The sequence below is a fragment of the Amaricoccus macauensis genome (assembly GCF_049800915.1).
Taxonomy (GTDB): Bacteria; Pseudomonadota; Alphaproteobacteria; order Rhodobacterales; family Rhodobacteraceae; genus Amaricoccus; species Amaricoccus macauensis_A.
Genome location: NZ_JBNAFY010000003.1, coordinates 578,978 through 598,498, shown reverse-complemented (window position 1 = coordinate 598,498; position 19,521 = coordinate 578,978). Strand labels below are relative to the sequence as shown.

Here is a 19,521-nt window from a genome sequence, read left to right as displayed (position 1 = left end):
CCGCGTCCGCGTGCAACGGGTCAAATCTTCGACAGGCCGGGAACCGTGCCGCATATCGCGCCCCTCGACGCGCAGAATAGCCGATCTTGTGCCGCTTGCCCTTGGAAACGGCTTCATGCGTCGTTATGACGGTTCGATCCGGTCGGCATGGCTGGCCGCCGGGCCAACCGCGGAGTGAAGGAAACCCATGCGCCTGATCTGTCCGAAATGCGGCGCCGAATATGAACCGCCGCGCAACATGATGCCCTCCGGCGGGCGGCATGTGCAGTGTTCGGCCTGCCATACGCGCTGGTTTGCGCGGGACGAGGGCAAGCCGATGCTGACGGAAGACCAGATCATCGCTCGGCTCGAATCCCGCACACCGAACCTTCGGGTGGTCGATGAGCCGAAGGCGGCTCCCTGGAACAAATCCCGCGAGGATGAGGCGGAAAAGGCGGTGGGCGGCGCGGAACCCGCTGCTGCGCCGGCAACGGCCGATGACGCGGAGGATGCCAGGGCAGATGCGGCCGAAACACCCGTAAAAGTTGAAGCTGACGACACCGGGGAAAAGGCGCGAGAGGGTGCCGAACCCAAAGGTGAGGAAGGCTTCACATGGGAAGCCCCGGAGGCCGATCCCGGCGACGAGCCGACCGAAACGCCGGATGAGGCGAAAGAGGAATTCAACTTCGAGGCGCCGAAGACTTCAAAAAGTGAGGATCCCTTCACATGGGAGGGAGCCAAGGAAAAAAAGGCCTCGGAGGAAGAAACCGCGAAGGCGAAGCTCGACGCGCTTGCGGATGCGGCAAAAGTGAAGCCTGCCTCACAACCGGATGTGAAGCCGGCCTCACCTGACTCGCCGCTGCGGGGTGCGCAGAAGTCGCGGGCGGCGGAAGTGATTCATCCGAAGATCATCGTGCATTCCGAACCGAAAAGCCTGTTCTGGCACGGGTTCGCGGCGTCGGTGGCTGTCTTCTTCCTGCTGCTGCTTCTGTTCTTTGCCGCGCTCGGGCTTTCGGCAACGGAGAGCGGTGTGGGTGCCGTGGCGCGTTCCTATGTCGAGATCGTCAACGGACTGCGCCACGCCGTGGCTTCGATCCTGCCTTTCGGCTGAGCAGGAACCGCGCCCAGCGTGTGGGGCGCGCGGCGAAGTCTTTCGTCAGAACCGGTCAAGCAAGCGGCGGAGATAGTCGAGTTCGATCTCCGGGCGCGACAGATCGCCGGAGCGACGGCGGATCTCATCGAGAATTTCACGTGCGCGGGCTGCGGCATCCGCTCCTTCGGGAAGCATCTGGCTGTCCGTGCGGGTGCCGCCCGTACTGCCTGCCGGCCTGCCGAGCGGATCGGTCGGATTTTCGGAGCGGGCGCTGCCATTGGGAGATTCCTGGCCGCCCTGGCTTCCTTCGGCCTGGCGGATGTCCTGTGAGAGGCTTTGCATCCCCTGGCGCAGATTGTCGATCGCCTCTGATTGGTCGTCGAGCGCCTGGGAGGTGTCGCCCTGTTCCAGCCCCTCGCGGGCGGAGTCCATGCTGCGTTCGGCGTCCCCGAGCAGATCGCGCGTTGCCTCACCTGCCGAGCCGGGGAGGTTCTCCTGCAGTTCCTCCAGCAATTGGCGCAGGGCTTCCTGCCGTTCAGCGAGGGACTGGTTGCTTTCGCCCTGTCCCGGCTGGCCCTGGCCCTGTTGTCCCTGACCGGGCTGGCCGGGTTGACCCTGATTGCCCTGCTGGCCTTCGCGGAACTGGCGCTGCAATTGCTCGAAGCTGTCGTCTGCGAGTCCCTGCTGTTCGCGGAGCGCATCGGCAAGGCCCTGCATGCTCTGCTGGCCTTCGCCCGACTGGCCTTCGCCGCCCTGGGTGAAGCGCATTTCCATGTTCTCGAGCATGCGCTGGAGCATTTCGAGTAGCGCCTCGGCCTCGGCGCGACGGCCCTGCTCGGAAAGCTCCTGGATACGATCCATCATCTCTTGAAGCTGGTCCTGGTTCATGCTCTGGCCCTCGGGTGGGGCCTCGGCCATTTCCATGTCACCGTTCTCGAGCGCTTCGCGGGCCATCTGCTCCATGTAGTCGCGGGTGGCCTCGCGGAGTTCCTCCATCAGTTCGGCGATTTCCTCGTCCGTCGCATCGCCGCGAAGTGCTTCCTGCAGGCGTTCCTTGGCCTTGGCGAGGCGGTCGGCGGCGTCTCCAAGGCTGCCGTCTTCGAGAAGGACGGCGGCGCGCCAGAGCGCTTCGGCAAATTCGTCGCGTTTCTCGGCGACGGTTCCAGTCTCGATGGCGAGGTCCAGCCGCCGGATCACGGTGCGGGTGATGAGATAGGCGCTCGAACTGTCGAAAAGGCCTTCGGGGCGCCAGCTGACCGCGCGCAGCACCTTGGCCACACGGGGGGCGTTCTCGACCGACCAAAGAAGGTCTCGCCGCTGTTCGGCCAAGGCGGCGGCAGCCGGGTCGTAAAAGTTGCGGCCGGGCAGTTCCGCCCTGATTCCGGCTTGGATGCCCTCCTGCTCGAGTGCGTCGCCTGCGGCGAGGGTGATCGAGACGGGCAGCCCGGCCCAGGGGTGTTTCGAGAGGTCGTCGACCAGCGTTTCCTCGATCTCGAGCATGGAGCCCGAGAGTGGGAGGGGCAGGGGGAGCACCAGCGCGTCACGCGGTTCGGGCTCGGGGGTGAGGCCGTAGCGTCGGTCGACGGCGGAGAGGTCGAGGGTGATCCGGGCCTCGGCTTCGGTCACGCCGTGGTCGTCCGTGGCACGGAAGGAGAGCCGCATCGCGCCGCCCGGCGCCCGTTCCACCGGTTCGGAGAGGGCGATCGTCGGTGGGTCGTCCGGCTCAATCTCGAAGGACCAGCTTGCAAGCTCGCGGCCTGCACGTTCGAGGGTGATCTGGCCGCTGTCCGACAGGGTGAATTCGGCGATCGCGATACCGTCGGCGGCTTGCGCGAAGGCGGCATCGTCGCTTTCGGAGACGGTTTCGGTGAGGGAGAACCGGGATTCCTCGCCATAGGCGCGCAGGGTGATTGCGGTGCCCTTCGGCAGCGACACGGTCTGCTTGTCGGCGATTTCCGGCAGGTAGAGCGTCGGGCGGCCGGTGTAGAGCGGTGGTTCGGCCCAGCCTTCGTAACTGGGGCCGGCCTCGGCGGTGGTGCTCCCGGGCTGGCCGAAGACTTCCGCGACCGTATCGACGTTATCCAGGCGGGTGAAGACCGCCGCCGCGATGAAGAAGACGAGGACGGAGAGGCGGAGCGCCCAGGGATCCTCACGGGCGAGGCGAAGATCGGCCGGAACCGGGGCGGCGGCGCGTGCCCGTTCGAGCATCCGGGCGCGGTGCGTGGCCCAGAGCTTCTCGACGGCCGGATCGTCGGCGCCGAGGGCAGGTTTGTCATCAAGTGCTGCGAGGGGACGGCCGGGAAGACTCGTGTCAAGGCGCGCGATCGCCGCACTCCGGCTGGGCCAGCGGAAGCGGCGCACCCCGCGCCATGCGAAGAACACGAGACAGGCGAGGCCGGTGGCAAGGCCGATGCTCATCCAGAGCGGGTTTGCCTCTCCGGCGACCCCGAAGGCCAGCGCGGCCCAGATCGCGCCGATGGCACTGAGGGTTGGCCAGAAGGCCCGAAGCGCCGATTCGAGTGCCATGGACACGCGGGTGCGGCGAAGAATGTGCCGGATGTGTGCGTCCTGGTCCTGACCCGGTTCGGTATGCTTCATGCGCCCTCTTCAGTCCCTTTCGCGGGGGCTCGGCAGGGCCGATGCCCGGTGGTCGAGATCAGGTCCGTGCGCCCTCGGCCGGCGTCACGTTTCGCTGAGCCACGGAGGGATGCTATCGCGGGCCAGCATTTCCTCAAAGCTCGGCCTTGCCCGCACCACGGCAAATTGATCGCCGGAGACGAGCACCTCCGGGATGAGGGGGCGCGAGTTGTACTCCGAGGCCATGACGGCACCATAGGCGCCCGCGGATCTAAAAGCCAGAAGATCGCCTGCTGCGGCGTCGGGCAGGTCGCGGGCACGGGCGAAGGTGTCACCGGATTCGCACACCGGGCCAACGACATCGAAGGGCCGAAGTTCGGCGCCGGGGGTGGCTTCGACCACCGGGACGATGTCGTGCCAGGCGTCATACATGGCCGGGCGGATCAGGTCGTTCATGGCCGAATCGACGATGAGGAAGTCGCGGCCCTCACCCTTCTTGAGGTAGATGACCTCTGTGAGCAGGATGCCGGCATTGCCCGCGATGAGGCGGCCCGGTTCGATCTCGATCTCGCAGCCGAGGTGGCCGACGGTGCGGCGGATCACCTCGCCATAGTCGAAGGGCAGGGGCGGGGCCTCGTTGGCGCGGCGGTAGGGGATGCCGAGGCCGCCGCCCAGATCCAGCCGGGTAATGGAGTGGCCATCGGCGCGCAAAGCTTCGGTCAGATCGGCAACGCGGGTGAAGGCGGCCTCGTAGGGCGCAAGCCCGGTGAGCTGGCTGCCGATGTGGACGTCGATGCCGGTGATCTCGATGCCTTCCAGCCGCGCGGCCTCGGCATAGACCTCGCGGGCACGGGCGATGGGGATGCCGAACTTGTTCTCGGACTTGCCGGTGGCGATCTTGGCGTGGGTTTTTGCATCCACGTCCGGATTGACGCGGATCGCCACGGGCGCGCGCAGGCCGAGGCCGCGGGCGACCTCATCGAGGGCCAGAAGCTCGGGCTCGCTCTCGACATTGAACTGGCGGATGCCGCCCTCGAGCGCGAGGGTCATTTCCTCGCGGGTCTTGCCGACGCCGGAAAAGACGATCCGCTCGCCAGGCACACCTGCGGCCTTCGCGCGGCGGTATTCGCCGCCCGAGACCACATCCATGCCCGCCCCGAGCCCGGCCATCACGCGCAGAACGGCCTGGTTGGAATTGGCCTTCATCGCGTAGCAGATCAGATGTGGCATTCCGGCGAGCGCGTCCGAGAAAACCTGGAAGTGCCGGGTGAGCGTGGCGGTGGAATAGACATAGACCGGCGTGCCGACGCTGGCGGCAATTTCGGGCAGGGGCACGTCCTCGGCATGGAGGATGCCGTTGCGATAGAGAAAATGGTCCATGGTTCAGGCGGCGGGCTTCGGGACGGGGAGCGACATCGGCAGGCAACTCTCGACAAAAGGGATCCCGGCTCCCCTAAACCAAAACGGCACGCGGCTGAACTGCAATCTGGAAACTGGGGCGGTTCTTGCTTCAGGCGTCAGACTCGGATCGCACCGGACCCGCTCCCACGGGCGGGCGAGATCCTATACTTATGGCACGTCGACCATGGTGCCTTGCCCGACCGCCCCGCAGGCGGGAAAAAAGGTCAAACCCTATTCCACGACGATGTTGTAGACCTGATAGATCCACCAGTCGTCGGACATTTCGCTGAGGTCTTCGCGTTCGGCGCGTGGAAAGACCACCTGTGTCGGGCCAAAATCTCCGATGCCGAGGGCCTTGCCGTCGCGCATGAGCGCAATCATCGCGCCTTTTTCCGTGAGTTCCTCGAGCGGCACCTCGATGGCATAGCCGTCGATCGCGCTGACCTTCACGGTCTGGCCGGAAGCGCCGGCGGCATCGAGCACATCCGTGAGAAGAGGGCCGGTGAACTCGACCACATCCCCGTCCTTGGGGAAGTCGGCGCGGATCGTCTGCTGCGGCAGGCTCGCGAGCGCGCTGGTGTCGAATTCCATCGCCTTGTCGAAGGAGGCATCATTGAAGGCGAAGAGCTTGTCGTAATCCGGATCGATCGGGCCGCGGTTGGTGTTCTCGATGGAGCCCGTCACGGTCAGCAGTGTCGGGCCCTCGGCATGAGCGGGCGCGAGGGCCGCGAGGGTGAGGGCAGCAGCAAGAGGCAGGAGGGGGCGCTTGAGGCGGGTGAGCATGGGGTGGCCTTTTCTCACAGGAACCGTTTGGCACCGGCGCCTGCCTACGAGCCAGTCTCCTCTGCCGCTTCCTGAGGTGGAACGGGATCGCCCTTGATTCCGCAGGATGCCAGCGCGACGAACACCAGGCACAGGCAGAGGCGGAATCCGCGCGAACCGGTCACTTCAGGATCTCTTTCCAGCGGTTGATCTGAGCCTCGACCTGAACCGGCGCAGTGCCGCCATAGCTTGCCCTGCTCGCCACAGAGTTGTCTACCCCTAACACTTCGTAAACTTCTGCGTTTATGCCTTCATGGGCGGATTGCATCTCCTCAAGCGTCAGATCGGGCAGATCGCAGCCCTTGTCCTCGGCCTTTTTCACCAGCGCGCCGGTGACGTGGTGCGCTTCGCGGAAGGGTAGCCCCAGTGTGCGCACCAGCCAGTCGGCGAGATCGGTCGCGGTCGAGAAGCCCGAGCCGGCGGCGGCCCGAAGCGCGGTCGGGTTGGGAGCCATGTCGCCCACCATGCCGGTCATGGCGGCAAGGGCGAGCATCAGGCTGTCGGCGGCATCGAAGACCTGCTCCTTGTCTTCCTGCATGTCCTTGGAATAGGCGAGCGGCAGGCCTTTCATCACCGTAAGCAGGCTGACGAGCGAGCCGTTGATTCGGCCGACCTTGGCGCGGATCAGCTCGGCGGCATCGGGGTTCTTCTTCTGCGGCATGATCGAGGAGCCGGTGGAGAAGCGGTCCGACAGGGTGACGAAGCGGAACTGGGCCGAGGACCAGATCACCAGCTCCTCGGCAAAGCGCGAAAGGTGCGTGGCGCAGAGGCTGGCGGCGGAGAGAAACTCCAGCGCAAAATCCCGGTCCGAGACCGCATCGAGGCTGTTGGCCATCGGGCGGTCGAAGCCGAGGGCCTTGGCGGTTGCCTCGCGATCGATGGGAAAGGAGGTGCCGGCCAGGGCGGCCGCTCCCAGCGGGCTTTCGTTCATGCGGTTGCGGGCATCCGAGAAGCGAGAGCGGTCGCGGGCGAACATCTCCACATAGGCCATCATGTGGTGGCCCCATGTGACCGGCTGGGCGGTCTGGAGGTGGGTGAAGCCCGGCATCACCATGTCCTTGCCCGCTTCGGCTTGGGCGAGCAGCGCACCGATGAGGGCCTCGAGCCCGGTGATCGCGGCATCGCACTGGCCGCGTGTCCAGAGGCGGAAGTCCGTCGCGACCTGGTCGTTGCGCGAGCGCGCGGTGTGGAGCCGGCCCGCGGGTTCGCCAATCAGTTCCTTGAGGCGGGCCTCGACGTTCATGTGAATGTCTTCCAGGGCCTTGGAAAACGGGAAGGATCCGCTCTCGATCTCTGACAACACCGTGAGAAGCCCTTCCCGGATCGCGGTGGCGTCGCTATCAGTGATGATGCCCTGGGCTGCCAGCATGGCGGCATGGGCGCGGCTTGCCTCGATGTCCTGGGCCGCCAGACGCTTGTCGAAATCGATCGATGCGTTGATCGCTTCCATGATGGCGTCGGGTCCGGCAGCGAAACGGCCGCCCCACATGGCATTGGATGTCTTGGTCTGGGTCATTGGATCCGCCGTCGGAATATCGGGAATATCGGATGAAGCGCCTGTCTGTCTTCGCTAGCGCCTTGCTCTATACCGCACTGGCCGTCTTCGCAAACCCCGGCCTTGCCCAGACGCTCACCTCCGAGCAGCGGGACGAGATTTCGGCACTGCGGGCGGGCGACATGCGCAAACTGGTGATCCATGAGGAGCCGGTGGCGGTGGGCGCGGCCGAGTTCACCGATTTCGACGGCGAGAGCCATGTGATCACTGACTGGAACGGTCGGGTGCGACTGGTGAACTTCTGGGCCACGTGGTGCGCGCCCTGCCGCACCGAGAAGCCTTCGCTCGACCAGCTCGAGGCGGAGCTTTCGGGGCCGGATTTCGAAGTGATCGCCATCGCGACCGGGCGCAACGCGCCGCAGGCTATCCACGAGTTCAACGACGAGGTCGGGATCGTGGCGCTGACGACCTATCTCGACCCCAAGAGCAAGCTCGCGGGCGAGATGCGGGTGCCGGGTCTGCCGGTCACGGTCCTGGTCAATCGCGAAGGCATGGAGATCGGTCGGCTCATGGGCGGGGCGGACTGGACCAGCGAGAGCGCGCGGGCGATCATCGGATATCTCACGGATCTGCCGACGAGCTGAGGCCTTCCCTGCTTCAGGCGGGGGAATGGTGGCAGCGGTTGGGTTTCACATCTACCAGTGGCGTGCCGTCGCGGCAATCGAGGCCGCGAACGATAAGCGCGGGGCCCTCGACCCGCACCAGATCCACGCGTGAGAGACCGATCGGATTGGGCCGCACCGGGGAGCGAAGCGCGAAGGTTCCCCTCGGTTCGCCGTTTCTGCGGGGCGACTGGAGGACAAGATCGCGGCGGGCATCATCGAGCCAGTAGAGGATGTCGAGCCGCTCGTGCTTCTCAATGCCGAGAAGAGCCGGAACCCAGGGCGCGAAGACTTCGATACGGCACTCCGGGCCGTCCGGACTGCCCTGGCGCGGGCAGTCCTCGCGGCGGGCCCATGGCGTACGGATGCGGCCGATGAAATGGAGGGTGGCGTCCTCGCCGCCCGGCAGCGCTACGGCCAGTTCGCCGGGGCGGATCTCGTCGCGCCCGCTCAACCGCTTCAGTCCTCGAGCTTCCGGGCTTCATCCACCAGCATGACCGGAATGCCGTTGTGAATGGGATAGGCGAGGTTGGCTGCCTTCGAGACCAGTTCGTTGCGCTTCGGGTCGAAGGTCAGCGGTCCGCGCGTCACCGGACAGACCAGGACTTCCAGCAGTTTGCGGTCAATCTGGGCCGGCCGGCTGTCCGGTTTTTCCTCGATCGTGGTGTTGGCGGGCTCCTCAGGCGTCATTGCACCGTGCCTTCATCATTGCCGCCGCAGAGGGCGAACTCCATGAGTGTGACCAGCGTCTCGCGGCGGTTGGTCAGGGTCGGGGCTTCGAGCAGTGCCTGCTTTTCCTCCGGATCGAAGGGGCAGAGGATGGAGAGCGAGTTGACGAGCAGTTCCTCGTCGGCCTCCTTCATGCTGTCCCAGTCGGAGGAAAGCTGCGCGGTGTCGAAATAACGGGCGAGCACCTTGAGAAAGGCCGTGCGGTCGAAGCTCTCGTCCACTTCCTCGCGACCGAGATCGCGCTCGAAGGGCGACCAGGACACGCGGGCGCGGAGATAGGGCGAGAACCCGTCCTCCTGTTGAAGTATCCGGAAGCGGCTGATTCCCTGAAGCGTGACGAGGTAGCGGCCGTCCTCGGTTTCCTGCATCGCCGTGACGCGGCCGGCGCAGCCGATCTGGTGCAGGCGATCCTGCTCCCGATCTTCCGGGCCCGGCACGGGCTGGACCATGCCGATCAGGCGGTGCTGAGTCTTGAAGGTGTCCTCGAGCATGGCGAGGTAGCGCGGCTCGAAGATGTTGAGCGGGAGCCGGGCACGCGGCAGAAGCAACGCGCCGGGCAGCGGAAATACCGGAATGGTCTCCGGCAGGTCGGCAAGGCTGAATTTCTGGACCATGATCCTGCCCCGACCGGGTCAGGCGAAGATCATGGAGGAAAGACGCCGACGGCCCTTCTGGCCGACTTCGCTCTTCGGACCCAGCGAATCGAAGATCTTGAAGAGCTGTTCCTTGGCGGCGGCATCATTCCATTCGCGGTCGCGGCGGAAGAGTTCGAGAAGCGCGTCGATGGCTCCCTCGTGATCCGACTTCGCGACAAGCGCCAGGGCGAGGTCGAACCGGGCCTGGTGGTCGTTCGGGTCGGCCTCGAGTGCCTGACGCAGGGCGTCCTCTTCGTTCGCGGCACCGGCGCTGGCCTCGGCGAGTTCGATCTGTGCCCTGACGCCGGTGATGGCCGGATCATTGGCCTTGTCGGCCGGTGCGAGGTCGAGCACCTCGCGGGCTTTCTGGAGGTCGCCTGCCGCGATGTAGGACCGCGCCAGCCCGGAAAGAGCGGCAACATTGCCCTGATCCTCGCCGAGAATGGCGGCGAAGGTCTGCACAGCATCGACGATTGCGCCCTCGGCCAGCATTTCCTCGGCGGCGGCAATGGCCTCTTCGAGCCCGGCGTTTCCGCCGCTTGCGTCAATCAGCCTGTCGATGAAAGCCTTGATCTGCGAGGGCTGCTGCGCGCCCATGAAACCATCAACGGGCTGACCGTTCACGAAAGCGAAGACCGCCGGGATCGACTGTACCTGAAGCTGGGCCGCGATGCGCTGGTTCTGGTCCACATCGACCTTCACGAGCTTGACCTTGCCTTTGGCCTCGAGGACCGCCTGTTCGAGGACGGGGCCGAGCGTCTTGCAGGGGCCGCACCAGGTTGCCCAGAAATCGACGATCACCGGGACTTCGCGTGAAGCCTCGATCACATCGGACATGAAGGTTGCTTCCGAACCGTCCTTGATCAGATCGGCGTTTTTTGGGGCTTTGAGATTCAGTTCCATGGGGCTCCCTTTTCGCGTCCGATATCGGCAGATGCCTGCGCCGGTCAGCTATTCCCGCGATTTTAGGTGGTGTAGCGCCGGTAGGGCGTCAAGCGCAATGCGTGAATCGGACCCGAGAACGGCAGTTGGAGGAGGGGAAATTGCGAACCTTGCCGGACGCCGGGGGCAGGTGATTGCCTCATCTGCTCGCCTCGAATTCGGCAAGAAGGGCCTCGTGGCGCGCCAGAAAGTCGCGTTTTGCTTCCGATGGTGGCCGGAGTTGCAACGTCAGGACCTCTTCGCTTGCGGCCTTCGGCACGCCGAAGAGGCGGTCGGCCTCGCCTTCGGAAAACCCGGCGATCCGGGTGGCCTCGAGCCAGGCGGAGGTCTTGTCGGCCTGCTTGATCTGGGATTTCACGTTTCTCGGAAGGGTCGCGGGCAGGCCAAAGCGCAGGTGGACGGCCGCGGAAAGCCTCGCGTCGAGCGTGGCATAGTTCGCGCCGATGGCCGATTTCACCGGAGAGATCATGTCCCCGATGACGTATTCGGGTGCGTCATGAAGAAGGGCGGCCAGTTTCCAGCAGGCCGTGGCTCTCGGGTTGAGAGCCGAAAAGATCCGTTCGACGAGAAGCGAATGCTCGGCGACCGAATAGGGGTATTCGCCCAAGGTCTGGCCGTTCCAGCGCGCCACGAAGGCAAGCCCGTGCGCAATGTCCTCGATCTCGATATCAAGCGGCGACGGTTCGAGGAGATCCAGCCTGCGCCCCGAAAGCATCCGTTGCCAGGCCCGTGCCTTTCCCATTTCCGCCACTCCTGTCCAAATTCCGCGTCTAGAGGACCGACCATTCGTCTTCGAACCGGTCCAGGTATTTCGTGAAGCTGCCCGCCGCGACGACATGCCGGTAGAGGAGGCTTCTGAGGTAGGCCCGGTTCTGATGCGGTCGCAGCCCGTCGGGGCCGATCTGCGGCGCATCCGGAAAATGCGCGGCAAAGAAAGCGCGATAGGCGCGGCGGAACTTCAGCGGCAGCGCGCCGCTTGCGTGTTTCCAAGGCTTTTTCGCGCCGATGAAATGGATGATTCGCGCTCCCTCCAGTGCTTCGAAGAGCATGGTGGCGCGGGTATACTGCCAGTTCCAGACCGGGTGCAGTTCGGCCCAGTCGCCCTGCAGGACGCAGTTGAGGAGGTTCTGGTCGTGGCCGATCATCCGGCCATCATGTGCCTGGGCAAAATCGAGGCAGCGCTGCAGGACGCCGCCCGCGTTGAAGCCCGCGACGTCAATCAGCAGCAGGCCGCTGTTGAAATAGCGCGCCGTTGGCAGGCCGAGCCTGCGAAACTGTTCGGGCCGGCGGTTCGGCGTGCGCCATTGAGTGTTGTCGCGCACGGCGGCGACGGCCTTGCCGCCGAGGTCGAGGTCCATCAGGCGGGAGAAGCCGCCGCGCTCCACGAACACGTCCGAATCAAGATAGAGGAGACGCCGATAGTCCGCTGCGAAAGTGCCCGGCAGGGCAAGCCGGAGATAGGCGGCCTCCGTGCGGCGGGCATCGAGATTGAGGCCGGTGAACATGCCCTCGGCACCGATCCGGCAGTAGCGGAACCCGTGGCGCGCGAGACTTTCGACGGGGGTGAGGTCCTCTCCCATGGCGCAGAGGCAGATGTCGAAATCGCGATCCGGGTGAAGGCGGGCGATCTGTTCGGCGGCAAAGAGCGCGAACGGGGCGTAGTTCGAATCACAGGCGAAGACGACAGCCTTGTTGTGCTGTGCGGGGCCGGAGGCTGACAGGCTTGGGGTCATGATCGGTCGGATCCCGGGGCATTGGCATCCCTCTCACCTGCTAATGAACCGGGCGGCGGTTGTCGAGGTAGGCGGGGGCTGCTACTTGCCCACGGGAGAAGAACGGAAATCGGGAAACGGAGCGTTTCATGAGCCAGGACTACATCGTCAAGGATATCTCTCTGGCCGATTTCGGCCGCAAGGAGCTCGATATTGCAGAAACGGAGATGCCGGGGCTGATGGCGCTCCGCGCGGAATTCGGGGAAATGAGGCCTCTGAAGGGCGCACGCATCGCCGGATCGCTGCACATGACGATCCAGACGGCCGTGCTGATCGAGACGCTGAAGGCACTTGGCGCGGACATTCGCTGGGCGTCCTGCAACATCTTCTCCACCCAGGATCACGCGGCGGCCGCGATTGCCGCCTCCGGCATTCCGGTTTTCGCAGTCAAGGGCGAGACCCTCGAGGAATACTGGTCCTACACGGACAAGATCTTCCAGTTCCCCGATGGCGCCAACATGATCCTCGACGATGGCGGGGATGCGACGATGTATATCCTCACCGGTGCGCGGGTGGAGGAAGGCGAGACGGATCTGATCGAGAATCCGGGCTCCGAGGAGGAGATCTACTTCTTCGCCCAGATCAAGAAGCGCATGGCGGAGAGCCCGGGCTGGTTCACCGAGCAGCGCAGCAAGATTCGCGGTGTGTCGGAGGAGACGACTACCGGTGTGCATCGTCTCTATCACCTGATGGAAAAGGGTCTGCTGCCCTTCCCGGCCATCAACGTGAACGACAGCGTGACCAAGTCGAAATTCGACAATAAGTATGGCTGCAAGGAATCGCTCGTCGACGGCATCCGCCGTGCGACCGACACGATGATGGCAGGCAAGACCGCGGTTGTGCTGGGCTATGGCGATGTCGGCAAGGGGTCAGCCGCCTCGCTTCGCGGTGCCGGTGCGCGCGTGCAGGTAACGGAGGTCGATCCGATCTGCGCGCTGCAGGCGGCGATGGACGGTTTCGAGGTCGTGACGATGGAAGACGCCGCCCCGAAGGCGGACATCTTCATCACCACCACCGGCAACAAGGACGTGATCACCATCGACCACATGCGCAGCATGAAGGACATGGCGATCGTCGGAAACATCGGTCACTTCGACAACGAGATCCAGGTGGCCGCGCTCAAGAACCACAAGTGGACGAACATCAAGGACCAGGTGGACATGATCACCTTCGGGGACGGCACCCGGATGATCCTGCTCTCCGAGGGGCGTCTGCTGAACCTCGGCAACGCCACTGGCCACCCGTCCTTCGTCATGTCGGCGAGCTTCACCAACCAGACCCTGGCGCAGATCGAGCTCTTCACCAAGGGCGATCAATACGAGAACAAGGTCTATGTCCTGCCGAAGCATCTCGACGAGAAGGTCGCGCGGCTGCATCTCGAGAAGATCGGCGTGAAGCTCTCCAAGCTTTCGGACGAACAGGCAGCCTATATCGGCGTGAAATCCGAAGGCCCGTTCAAGCCCGAGCACTACCGCTACTGATCACGGCGGCGCCGGTGGCTTCGGTCAACCGCCGGCGCGCGCCTCGCTTGGCGGGCTCTGGCGGATGAGGGCTTCGAGGTCCGTTTTTTCGAGCGGACCGGACCAGTGGTAGCCTTGGCCCGAATGTACGCCGAGCGCGCGCAGGGCCGCGGCTTGCTCGCCGGTCTCGACGCCTTCCGCGACCACATGCAGATCCATGACATTCGCGATCTCGACCGCTGCGGCGATCACGGCGCGATCCGCCTGGCTCACCAGCATTCCCCGGATGAAGCCCCTGTCGACCTTGATTTCGCGCACCGGCATCTTGAGCAGGTAGGAAAGCGAAGCGAATCCGGTACCAAAATCATCGAGTGACAGCTCGAAGCCACGCTCGTTGAGCATATCGAGCAGCATCGGGGTGCCATCCGTTCCGCGACCGACGATGGCCCCTTCGGTAATCTCGAGAATCAGATCGTCGGGGCTGATATGCTCCGACGCGAAGATGTCGATGCAACCCAGCAGTTCGTTGGGCGACCTGAGATCGAGCGGGTGAAGGTTCATCGCGATCTTTCCAAACGTGATGCCCCGACGTTGCCAATCCTCAAGATCGGCCGCGATACGGGCTGCAATGCTGCGTGTCATGCCTGCGATCAGCCCGCGCTCCGCGGCGATGGAGAGGAATTCGGCGGGGTCCATGGGCCCGTCGGTCGGGTGTGTCCACCGCACCAAGGCCTCCGCCCCCACGATCTGGCCGCTCGCGAGGTCCACCTTCGGCTGGTAGACCATGTGCAGCTGATCCCTGTCCATTGCGGCTCTAAGCTCGGTTTCGATCCAGTTCCGCCGCTCGATCTCCAGCTGGATCGATTCGTCGAAGAGGACAAAACAGCCCCGGCCGGATTCCTTGGCGCGGTTCAGCGAGATGTCGGCATACATCAACAGTTCGTGGCTATCCCTCGCATCGAAGGGGTAGCGCGCGCCACCGATCGAGGTGCCGGGATAGACCTCGTGCTTTCCGATCAGGGCAGGACGATTGACCGCCGTAACCAGTCGCAGTGCCAGCCTGGTCAGCTCATCAGGATCGCAGGTGGATCTCACGATGATCGCGAATTCGTCTCCACCCAGCCGGGCAAGCGTGTCCCGACTGTCGATTTCTACGCTGAGACGCTCGGCCACCACGGCAAGGAGCCGATCCCCGGCATGGTGGCCGAGCGTATCGTTGATGTTCTTGAAACGATCCAGGTCGAGCATGAGCAGGGTGATCCCCGGAAGCTGCTGCCCGACGGCCGCCATGGTTTCATCAAGCGCCTGCGCGAAACCCTTGCGATTGAAGAGGTCAGTATTGATGTCATAGAAGGCGAGCTTCGAAATCGTTTCGTAGGCGGTCTCAAGCTCGACGACCGTGCGCTTGCTGTCATTGACCGACTGATCTCGTTGCCGCGCTACCTCCGCAGCCTTTCCGGCGGCTCTGAACAGGGCATAGGTGTAGATCGTGGATGCGAGAACCAGTGGCCAGTAGTGGTAGGGATCGACAATCAGGCAGGTTGCCAGAAGCGGTCCCATGATCGTCAGCAGGAAGGTCGAGCAGGCGGCCGTGGCGCGATGAAGGATGAAGGTCGCCCCGGCCATCGTGCCCGAGCAGATCACGAGGCCCATGATCTGATCGAAAGGCGTGCCGAAGCCCATCACTGCGACAGCGAGAATCGACCAGGGCAGCGCCATCACGAAGGAGAAGATTCTCAGAAGCCGTGCTGTCCTGAGAGATACCTGCGGCTTGCTGCTCGGTTTTGCGCTTCCGGATCGGTAGGCGATGTAGACATTCGTCATGAGGCACAGGACGAGCCAGGAAATCAGGAACCCCTGTTCGAGGCTGGACCAGCCGGCGGCAGCAAAGAGTATGGCATTGGCGGAGGTAATCAGGGCCGAGATCCGGGAATCCGCGGCGACGCTCGCGACGTCCTGCGGGCTGGGATGTGCCCGCAGGCTCGCAAAGAGCCGGTGCCAGATTGGAATCCGTCGTTCCATCGATAGAGTCGTCCGCGCAAACATGTATGCCATGGGGTGTGATAGAGCACGCAGACAAACAATTCGTTCAGAGAGGCGTTATACTTACCCCAATTTTATTTACATACGCTATTGTGCAAAATTTATACTATGTTAATATGTGTAGTTAACAAGTTGTGTTTGCATTGTATTGCAGTTTAACAAATTGCGACGGAGATGTTCGTTGACTGTTCCGCGTTTTCTGGCATAGTGGCACCCATCGATGGCTTGGGCAGAACAGCCCCCTTTATACACCATCGACTTCCCGACAAGCACGGATGCAAGAGTTTGCCCCAACGGTCTTCGGACTGAAGGGATGTGCGGACGGGCAGTTTTCAACCAGGAACGAGCGGTGCGATCTCACGGGTGTGGGGTCCGTCTGAGGTCGCGTGCCTTCCGGTAGAACTGCCAACTTGGGGGTATGGTCCGCACGAAGTCGTCGGGGGAGTTCTTTGAGGGGAGAACTCCCCCGACGCGTATCCGGCGCCCCGAACAGGCGAGCGCGTGACGTCAATCAGACGAGAGAAAGCCCCACGTCGATGTTGTTCCGGGTGGCATTCGAATAGGGGCAGACCTGGTGGGCATCATCGACGAGCTTCTGTGCCCGGTCCTTTTCCAGCCCCGGAAGCTCGATTTCCAGGTCGATCGTCAGGCCGAATCCGCCTTCCGAGCGCGGGCCGATCCCCACATGCGCGGTGACGGTGGTCTCTGCGGGAACCGAAACGTCCTTCTGCTGGGCGGCCACGGCCTTCATTGCGCCGAGAAAGCAGGCTGCATAGCCGGTCGCGAAAAGCTGCTCGGGATTCACGCCATCGCCCGAACCGCCCATTTCCTTCGGTGTCGCGAGTTTCACGTCCACCGCGCCGTCGAGCGTTCCGGAGCGGCCGTCGCGGCCGCCGGTGGCTTTGGCGCTGGTCTTGTATTTTACGTCTACAGGCATGGTCTCGCTCCTCTTTCCTTATACTGACGGGGCTGCCCTGACACTTCGCGGGGCTGCGCCCTGCGCGCCATTCCCGACGCGCGTTCTCATCACATAGGTTCGATTGCGCGCGGTTCACCCCCGGTGCCATGGAACTCCAAGCGCCAAGCTGCGTTTCCAACTGGTGATCGGGGGGCAAGTTTCACCCAAGCCTTGCGTCCTGGCCGGGGCCTGACGCTATAAGGTTCCCGACTCGGAGCAGACTCGCATCCATGATGCGGCAACAGGCGGAAGGAACCAGCCCATGAGTGTCGGATTGATTGCGTTGCTCGATGACGTGGCCGGGCTTGCGAAGGTCGCTGCAGCCTCGATCGACGATGTGATCGGTCATGCGGCGAAGGCGGGGACGAAATCGGCGGGCGTGGTGATCGACGATGCAGCCGTCACGCCGCGCTATGTCACCGGTTTCGCGGCCGAGCGGGAACTGCCGATCGTGGCAAAGATCGCGCGCGGCTCCCTGCGCAACAAGCTCCTGTTTCTTCTGCCTGTTGCGCTTCTGCTTGCGGTGGTCGCGCCCTGGATCATCACGCCGCTCCTGATGCTCGGCGGGTGCTACCTGGCTTATGAGGGGGCCGAGAAGGTCTTTGAGACGTTTTTTCCTCATGACGCCCACGCCCATGAGGAAAAGGTGGCGAACGCCACGACCGATGCCGCGAGCCTCGAAGATCAGAAGGTCTCGAGCGCGATTCGCACCGATTTCATCCTTTCTGCCGAGATCATGGCCATTGCGCTGGCCGAAATGCCGGATGCGGGTTTCATGGTTCGCGCGTTTTCGCTGGCGCTTGTGGGTATCTTCATCACCTTCATCGTCTATGGCGGCGTTGCGGTGATCGTAAAGGCAGATGACGTTGGTCTCGCCATGGCGCAGCGTGAAGGCGATGGCATCTTCGCTCGGCTTACGCGGGCAATCGGGCGCGGGCTTGTCCGGGGAATGCCGGGTTTTCTGAAGGCTCTGGCCGTCGTGGGCACCGCCGCGATGATCTGGGTCGGTGGCGGGATCATCCTGCACGGACTGGAGGTCTTCGGTTTTGGTGGCCCTGCCCATTTCGTGCATCATCTGGCCGAGGTCGTCGGCCACGCGGTGCCCGGTGCAATCGGCGGTTTCATCGGCTGGCTTGTCGGTGCAACGGGTGCCGGGATCGTTGGCCTTGCGCTTGGCTTCGTGCTGATCCCCATCGTCTCGAAGGTAATCGCACCGCTTGCGGGGATGTTCCGCAAGCGGGCCTGACGGTGCGCCCTACTTCTTGCGGGTTTCGAGCAGGCGGCGGGCAATGACCTGTGCCTGGATTTCCGCGGCACCCTCGAAGATGTTGAGGATGCGGGCGTCGCAGAGCACGCGGCTCACCGGGTATTCCAGCGCGAAACCGTTGCCGCCGTGGATCTGGAGCGCATTGTCAGCGCAAGCCCAGGCGATACGTGCGCCGAGGAGCTTCGCCATGCCTGCCTCGAGATCGCAGCGACGGTCCTCGTCCTTCTCGCGGGCCGAGAAGTAGGTCAGCTGGCGTGCAACCATGATCTCCACCGCCATCATGGCAAGCTTGGAATAGACGCGAGGGAAATTGATGAGCGCCTTGCCGAACTGCTTGCGCTCCTGCGCATAGCGCATTCCGAGCTCCATGGCGGACTGGGCCACGCCGATCGCACGAGCAGCCGTCTGGATGCGGGCGCTTTCGAAGGTCTGCATGAGCTGCTTGAAGCCCTGGCCCTCGACGCCGCCAAGCAGGTTCGCGGCCGGCACCTTGAAGCCGTCGAAGCCGAGCTCGTATTCCTTCATGCCACGATAGCCCAGCACCTCGATCTCGCCCCCGGTCATGCCCTCGGCCGGGAAGGGGGTCTCGTCGGTTCCGCGCGGCTTTGGTGCGAGGAACATCGAGAGGCCGGAGTAGTTGTCGGTCGTGGGGTCGGTGCGGACGAGAAGGGTCATCACATCGGCGCGGGCGGCATGGGTGATCCATGTCTTGTTGCCGGTGACGACGTAATCCTCGCCTTCCTTCCTGGCGCGGGTGCGCAGGCTGCCGAGGTCGGAACCGGTATTGGGCTCGGTGAAGACTGCCGTAGGGAGGATCTCGGCCGAGGCGATCTTGGGCAGCCACTCGTGCTTCTGCTCCTCGGTGCCGCCGCAGAGGATCAGTTCGGCCGCGATCTCCGAGCGGGTGCCCAGCGAGCCCACGCCGATATAACCGCGCGAAAGCTCTTCCGAGACCACGCACATGGAGGTCTTGGACATTCCGAAGCCGCCGTATTCCTCGGGAATGGTAAGGCCGAAGACGCCGAGTTCGCCCATCTCCTCGAGCACTTCCATCGGGATCAGGTCATCCTTGAGGTGCCATTCGTGGGCATAAGGCACCACCTTGTCGTCCGCAAAGCGGCGGAACTGGTCCCGGATCATCTCGTATTCTTCGTCAAGACCGGTGGCGCCGAAGCTGGCGGCCCCGTCCTGCTGGATCATCAGATCAACCAGTCGCTTGCGCGCGGCGTCGGTGTTGCCACCTTCCGTGAGCGCGACAACCGCAGGCTGCATGAGGATCTTCTGGTCTTCCTGGGTAAGACCGACGGCCTGGGGGCGGGCGATCTCGCCCTGGGACATCGGGATGCCGCCGTAGAGCTGCCAGAGATACTCGCCGAACGCGATCTGGAGGATCAGGCTCTCCATTTCGCCCAGCTTGTCTTCCGCATCGAGCTTCTTCGCCCAGCCGAGCATTTCCTTGAGGCTTTCGACATAGGTCGCGATCCAGGCGAGCGCGTGCGCCGCGGACTGGTCGGCTTCAAGCGCCTTGTTGGAGATCCGACCATCTTCGGAGGACAGCCGGTTGCCGAGCTTGCTTTGCGCCACGGAGAGCAGGGCGGCGGCGGCCTCCGCGGCCTCCTCGCATCTCGGCAGGAGATCCGCCATGAGCGGCGCTTCGGTCGGCAGGGTTCGGGCAGCCTGGTTCAT

17 protein-coding genes are annotated in these 19,521 nt (G+C 63.9%); 4 read left to right on the top strand and 13 right to left on the bottom strand.

Annotated features, from left to right (window positions below; genetic code table 11):
• The first annotated feature begins 187 nt into the window (after nt 1-187).
• Nucleotides 188-1,090, top strand: coding sequence for a zinc finger domain-containing protein (locus ACP15W_RS10610; protein ID WP_424932852.1), 903 nt, complete (start codon nt 188-190; stop codon nt 1,088-1,090).
• 45 nt (nt 1,091-1,135) lie between these two features.
• On the opposite strand, the gene ACP15W_RS10605 is transcribed toward ACP15W_RS10610, so the two are convergent.
• The 4 genes from ACP15W_RS10605 to argH all read right to left on the bottom strand — a co-directional run bounded on the left by ACP15W_RS10605 (nt 1,136) and on the right by argH (nt 7,388).
• Entirely contained in the window at nt 1,136-3,670 is a 2,535-nt protein-coding gene (locus ACP15W_RS10605) for a TIGR02302 family protein (protein WP_424932851.1), read from the bottom strand.
• A gap of 84 nt (nt 3,671-3,754) precedes the next feature.
• A complete protein-coding gene (gene lysA, locus ACP15W_RS10600) occupies nt 3,755-5,029 on the bottom strand; it encodes a diaminopimelate decarboxylase (RefSeq protein WP_424932850.1) in 1,275 nt (424 codons plus the stop codon).
• A 252-nt stretch (nt 5,030-5,281) separates the two neighbouring features.
• Nucleotides 5,282-5,833, bottom strand: a complete 552-nt coding sequence (locus ACP15W_RS10595) for a molybdopterin-dependent oxidoreductase (protein WP_424932849.1) — start codon at nt 5,831-5,833, stop codon at nt 5,282-5,284.
• Nucleotides 5,834-5,993: 160 nt separating this feature from the next.
• Nucleotides 5,994-7,388, bottom strand: a complete 1,395-nt coding sequence (gene argH, locus ACP15W_RS10590; RefSeq protein WP_424932848.1) for an argininosuccinate lyase — start codon at nt 7,386-7,388, stop codon at nt 5,994-5,996.
• Nucleotides 7,389-7,420: 32 nt separating this feature from the next.
• Between argH and ACP15W_RS10585 the strand changes: the two genes are divergently transcribed.
• Nucleotides 7,421-8,011, top strand: coding sequence for a TlpA family protein disulfide reductase (locus tag ACP15W_RS10585; protein ID WP_424932847.1), 591 nt, complete (start codon nt 7,421-7,423; stop codon nt 8,009-8,011).
• Nucleotides 8,012-8,024: 13 nt separating this feature from the next.
• Here the strand turns inward: ACP15W_RS10585 and tsaA are convergent, their stop codons facing one another.
• From tsaA to ACP15W_RS10555, 6 genes are all read right to left on the bottom strand, one after another.
• On the bottom strand, nt 8,025-8,483 hold the full coding sequence (gene tsaA / locus ACP15W_RS10580) for a tRNA (N6-threonylcarbamoyladenosine(37)-N6)-methyltransferase TrmO (protein WP_424932846.1): 459 nt from the start codon (nt 8,481-8,483) through the stop codon (nt 8,025-8,027).
• A gap of 5 nt (nt 8,484-8,488) precedes the next feature.
• On the bottom strand, nt 8,489-8,719 hold the full coding sequence (locus tag ACP15W_RS10575) for a Trm112 family protein (RefSeq protein ID WP_424932845.1): 231 nt from the start codon (nt 8,717-8,719) through the stop codon (nt 8,489-8,491).
• Nucleotides 8,716-9,372: an LON peptidase substrate-binding domain-containing protein gene (locus ACP15W_RS10570; RefSeq protein WP_424932844.1), complete on the bottom strand. Its 657-nt coding sequence runs from the start codon at nt 9,370-9,372 to the stop codon at nt 8,716-8,718. The genes ACP15W_RS10575 and ACP15W_RS10570 overlap by 4 nt, the downstream gene beginning before the upstream one ends.
• An 18-nt stretch (nt 9,373-9,390) precedes the next feature.
• The gene (trxA, locus tag ACP15W_RS10565) at nt 9,391-10,296 is read right to left on the bottom strand and encodes a thioredoxin (RefSeq protein ID WP_424932843.1); all 906 of its coding nucleotides are present in this window, start codon (nt 10,294-10,296) and stop codon (nt 9,391-9,393) included.
• Between the two features lie 178 nt (nt 10,297-10,474).
• Nucleotides 10,475-11,077, bottom strand: coding sequence for an HD domain-containing protein (locus ACP15W_RS10560; RefSeq protein WP_424932842.1), 603 nt, complete (start codon nt 11,075-11,077; stop codon nt 10,475-10,477).
• Between the two features lie 28 nt (nt 11,078-11,105).
• Nucleotides 11,106-12,068, bottom strand: a complete 963-nt coding sequence (locus ACP15W_RS10555) for a glycosyltransferase family 8 protein (protein ID WP_424932841.1) — start codon at nt 12,066-12,068, stop codon at nt 11,106-11,108.
• A gap of 128 nt (nt 12,069-12,196) precedes the next feature.
• On the opposite strand from ACP15W_RS10555, the gene ahcY reads away from it, so the two are divergent.
• Nucleotides 12,197-13,588 carry an adenosylhomocysteinase gene (ahcY, locus tag ACP15W_RS10550; protein WP_424932840.1) on the top strand — a complete coding sequence of 464 codons (1,392 nt, stop codon included), beginning with the start codon at nt 12,197-12,199 and terminating at the stop codon, nt 13,586-13,588.
• Between the two features lie 24 nt (nt 13,589-13,612).
• Here the strand turns inward: ahcY and ACP15W_RS10545 are convergent, their stop codons facing one another.
• Entirely contained in the window at nt 13,613-15,589 is a 1,977-nt protein-coding gene (locus ACP15W_RS10545; protein ID WP_424932839.1) for a putative bifunctional diguanylate cyclase/phosphodiesterase, read from the bottom strand.
• Between the two features lie 532 nt (nt 15,590-16,121).
• Nucleotides 16,122-16,547: an organic hydroperoxide resistance protein gene (locus ACP15W_RS10540; RefSeq protein ID WP_424932838.1), complete on the bottom strand. Its 426-nt coding sequence runs from the start codon at nt 16,545-16,547 to the stop codon at nt 16,122-16,124.
• A 283-nt stretch (nt 16,548-16,830) separates the two neighbouring features.
• Here ACP15W_RS10540 and ACP15W_RS10535 point away from each other — a divergent pair, with 283 nt between their 5' ends.
• The gene (locus ACP15W_RS10535) at nt 16,831-17,814 is read left to right on the top strand and encodes a DUF808 domain-containing protein (protein ID WP_424932837.1); all 984 of its coding nucleotides are present in this window, start codon (nt 16,831-16,833) and stop codon (nt 17,812-17,814) included.
• Nucleotides 17,815-17,823: 9 nt separating this feature from the next.
• On the opposite strand, the gene ACP15W_RS10530 is transcribed toward ACP15W_RS10535, so the two are convergent.
• On the bottom strand, nt 17,824-19,521 hold the full coding sequence (locus ACP15W_RS10530) for an acyl-CoA dehydrogenase family protein (protein ID WP_424932836.1): 1,698 nt from the start codon (nt 19,519-19,521) through the stop codon (nt 17,824-17,826).

What these genes read in the sequence shown, in the direction of transcription:
- ACP15W_RS10610 (WP_424932852.1), top strand. Translation starts at nt 188, where the DNA reads ATGCGCCTGATCTGTCCGAAATGCGGCGCCGAATATGAACCGCCGCGC.
- ACP15W_RS10605 (WP_424932851.1), bottom strand. Translation starts at nt 3,670, where the DNA reads ATGAAGCATACCGAACCGGGTCAGGACCAGGACGCACACATCCGGCAC.
- lysA (WP_424932850.1), bottom strand. Translation starts at nt 5,029, where the DNA reads ATGGACCATTTTCTCTATCGCAACGGCATCCTCCATGCCGAGGACGTG.
- ACP15W_RS10595 (WP_424932849.1), bottom strand. Translation starts at nt 5,833, where the DNA reads ATGCTCACCCGCCTCAAGCGCCCCCTCCTGCCTCTTGCTGCTGCCCTC.
- argH (WP_424932848.1), bottom strand. Translation starts at nt 7,388, where the DNA reads ATGACCCAGACCAAGACATCCAATGCCATGTGGGGCGGCCGTTTCGCT.
- ACP15W_RS10585 (WP_424932847.1), top strand. Translation starts at nt 7,421, where the DNA reads ATGAAGCGCCTGTCTGTCTTCGCTAGCGCCTTGCTCTATACCGCACTG.
- ACP15W_RS10575 (WP_424932845.1), bottom strand. Translation starts at nt 8,719, where the DNA reads ATGACGCCTGAGGAGCCCGCCAACACCACGATCGAGGAAAAACCGGAC.
- ACP15W_RS10570 (WP_424932844.1), bottom strand. Translation starts at nt 9,372, where the DNA reads ATGGTCCAGAAATTCAGCCTTGCCGACCTGCCGGAGACCATTCCGGTA.
- trxA (WP_424932843.1), bottom strand. Translation starts at nt 10,296, where the DNA reads ATGGAACTGAATCTCAAAGCCCCAAAAAACGCCGATCTGATCAAGGAC.
- ACP15W_RS10560 (WP_424932842.1), bottom strand. Translation starts at nt 11,077, where the DNA reads ATGGGAAAGGCACGGGCCTGGCAACGGATGCTTTCGGGGCGCAGGCTG.
- ACP15W_RS10555 (WP_424932841.1), bottom strand. Translation starts at nt 12,068, where the DNA reads ATGACCCCAAGCCTGTCAGCCTCCGGCCCCGCACAGCACAACAAGGCT.
- ahcY (WP_424932840.1), top strand. Translation starts at nt 12,197, where the DNA reads ATGAGCCAGGACTACATCGTCAAGGATATCTCTCTGGCCGATTTCGGC.
- ACP15W_RS10545 (WP_424932839.1), bottom strand. Translation starts at nt 15,589, where the DNA reads ATGGAACGACGGATTCCAATCTGGCACCGGCTCTTTGCGAGCCTGCGG.
- ACP15W_RS10540 (WP_424932838.1), bottom strand. Translation starts at nt 16,547, where the DNA reads ATGCCTGTAGACGTAAAATACAAGACCAGCGCCAAAGCCACCGGCGGC.
- ACP15W_RS10535 (WP_424932837.1), top strand. Translation starts at nt 16,831, where the DNA reads ATGAGTGTCGGATTGATTGCGTTGCTCGATGACGTGGCCGGGCTTGCG.
- ACP15W_RS10530 (WP_424932836.1), bottom strand. Translation starts at nt 19,521, where the DNA reads ATGAACCAGGCTGCCCGAACCCTGCCGACCGAAGCGCCGCTCATGGCG.